This window comes from Milkweed yellows phytoplasma str. MW1, assembly GCF_000309485.1.
In the GTDB taxonomy this organism is placed as follows: domain Bacteria; phylum Bacillota_I; class Bacilli_A; order Acholeplasmatales; family Acholeplasmataceae; genus Phytoplasma.
The window spans coordinates 1-2,378 of sequence record NZ_AKIL01000088.1 but is presented as its reverse complement, the minus strand read 5'-3'; the positions used below and the strand labels follow the sequence as shown (position 1 = coordinate 2,378).

Annotated in this window: 3 protein-coding genes; 1 reads left to right on the top strand and 2 read right to left on the bottom strand. The window is 24.0% G+C overall.

The features are described 5' to 3' along the window. Nucleotides 1-545 precede the first annotated feature (545 nt). Nucleotides 546-1,151, top strand: coding sequence for a hypothetical protein (locus tag RI76_RS01965; RefSeq protein WP_017192466.1), 606 nt, complete (start codon nucleotides 546-548; stop codon nucleotides 1,149-1,151). A 195-nt stretch (nucleotides 1,152-1,346) separates the two neighbouring features. On the opposite strand, the gene RI76_RS01960 is transcribed toward RI76_RS01965, so the two are convergent. Both RI76_RS01960 and mscL read right to left on the bottom strand, forming a co-directional pair. After that, nucleotides 1,347-1,580, bottom strand: a complete 234-nt coding sequence (locus RI76_RS01960) for a hypothetical protein (RefSeq protein ID WP_261974338.1) — start codon at nucleotides 1,578-1,580, stop codon at nucleotides 1,347-1,349. A gap of 238 nt (nucleotides 1,581-1,818) precedes the next feature. Beyond that, on the bottom strand, nucleotides 1,819-2,262 hold the full coding sequence (mscL, locus tag RI76_RS01955) for a large conductance mechanosensitive channel protein MscL (protein ID WP_017192464.1): 444 nt from the start codon (nucleotides 2,260-2,262) through the stop codon (nucleotides 1,819-1,821). Between the last annotated feature and the right edge of the window lie 116 nt (nucleotides 2,263-2,378).

The window sequence follows — 2,378 nt, the reverse complement described above, 5'->3', positions numbered from 1 at the left end:
ATTATCACTTAATTTTAAGTTTTAAAGAATAATTTTAGAGACAAAAGTTGTCTAAAAAAACGGAACAGCGCACTAGTCTTTTTATTCTAAAATACCAAACCAAAAAAACAGCAAACAATTATCCAAGCAAAAAAGGGGGGTTTTCAAACTTTAAATTAAAAAAACAACATCAAAAAAATAGAAATTAAACTCAAACCCCACTCCATATCCTTCATATGAGGTTTTATACCTTAATTATAACCTTTATTTTTTTTGTTCTCAATTAAAGTGTTAAAACTAAAATAGCGGCTCAAGAAATACTTTTTTCAGTCTTAATTTTATTAATAATTTTTAACCGATAAAAAACTTTTTTAATCACTTTAAAAGGTTTTTTATTAAAAAGATTAATATTATTATTAAAATGGTTTTTTCTTAGAGATGTGGATATTTTTTATCCTTTTAAAAAGTAAAAATTTGTTTTTTATGTAAAAGTGTGTTACAATATAATCATACAAGAAGATAAAAACACAATATAAAAAAATAAAAGAAAATAGAGGTATATATTTTTGTTTAATCAAAAAATAAAAAATAGTTATTTATTTTTCTTAATGTTAAATGCTTTTTTATTAATGTCTTTACCTTTTTTTACTCAGAAAATTTTTGCTCAAAATCAAAATAATAATGAAGATCCTAAACAAACACTAAATACACAAAATGAAGAATCTAAACAAACACAAAATACACACAATCTTGGCGTTCAAGATGATATATCAGATATTGTAGACACTATTAATGATTCTTACGCCGACAAAAATAAAATAGGAACGGCTAAGGTTTTTGATGAGTTGAAAAATTATGCTGAGGCTCAGCATAGCGATAAAACTTCCAAAAGATTGATTCAAAATGTAGTAAATGATATTATTAATAACTATTTATGCATAGATGAATGGGCTGTAGTTGAAACTGATTTTTTTACCATTTTTAAATACGATAGCGATAAGATGAAAGATATAGTGGCTTCTAATTTAACTTACATTGCCGACTATGCTATAACCCAGGCAAAAAGCGCTTACAAATCTAGTTATACTTTTATTTTTGAAGCTTTTGCTAAAGACATAGATGATGCAGTTTCTGATACTATAAGTGCTTTATGGCCGACTTTTCCTAAATAATTACCAAAAAGATTAATGAATTTTTAAAATATTAATGATATTTACCAATTATAAAACAAAAAAAACTATTTATGAAACAGACAATTAATTCATAAATAGTTTTTTTTGTTTTATAATTGGAGGATTTTTTTAATTTGAATTGATATTTAAATTATAATTCCATTAAATCATTAACATTTTTTTTGAGAAGTTATTTTAGGAAAAAAGATTATTTAATTCTTCTATTTCTTTGGCTTTTTCGATTAAAGCATTAGTGATAGAAGATAAATCTTTTTTGATTTCTTCTTTCTCTTTCGTTAATAATTTAATCTTTTTCTTGTAAAAACATAAATTATGGTCTTTTTTAATGATTTGTTGTTGATTTTCTTTAATTATCAATTCTTGCGTTTGAATAATGTTGTTTTTTTCCTTTAATGAATCTGTTAGCATTTGTATCCTATTTTCGATAAATTGTTTCTTTGTTTGACCTTCTCTTTTTGTTAGACGAAAATAAACCATAATACAAAAGAAGACAAATAGCATCCAACAGAAAGAATAAATCTTTTTCATAAATTGACGTATATATTACCTTTTTTTAAAATATCATCATATAATAATAAAGTTTATAGATGATTTGTTCAATTGAAAAAAATATCCCCATATTAAGAGTATTTTTAACGATATTATATTATTTTGGAGGATTTTGAAGCAAATCTTTAATTTCTTTTAGTAAAGCTACTTTTTCTTGTTCTAATTTTTTGATATCGTCGCTTTTAAATTCTTTGACGTTAGAAGTGCTCTTAGTTTTTAAATATTTTTTACCATGATACATAAAAATATAAATAACGAAAGCGGCCATAAAAAATTCAAAAACGTTTTGTAAAAATTTACCATAATTAATAGCGTTTTCCCCTCCTAAAGTTATTTTTAGTTCATTTAAGGTAAGTTTGCCGTTAAATAACCAAACAATAGGAGGCATAATGACGTCAGTAGACAAGGAACTCACCATTTTGCTAAACAACTGCCCTATCACGATGGTGATAGCTAATTTGATAATGTCCCCTTTATTGATAAAAGACTTAAAACCATCTTTAAAATCTTTTAATTGATGTAAATATTTATGTTCAGACATGATAATTACCCTTTCTTTGTTATAAATGGATAAACAGAATCACATATTTTAATTTTATTGTATCGGCGTGCGCTAAACAAATCAAAAAGTTATATAAAAAATATATAAAAATAATA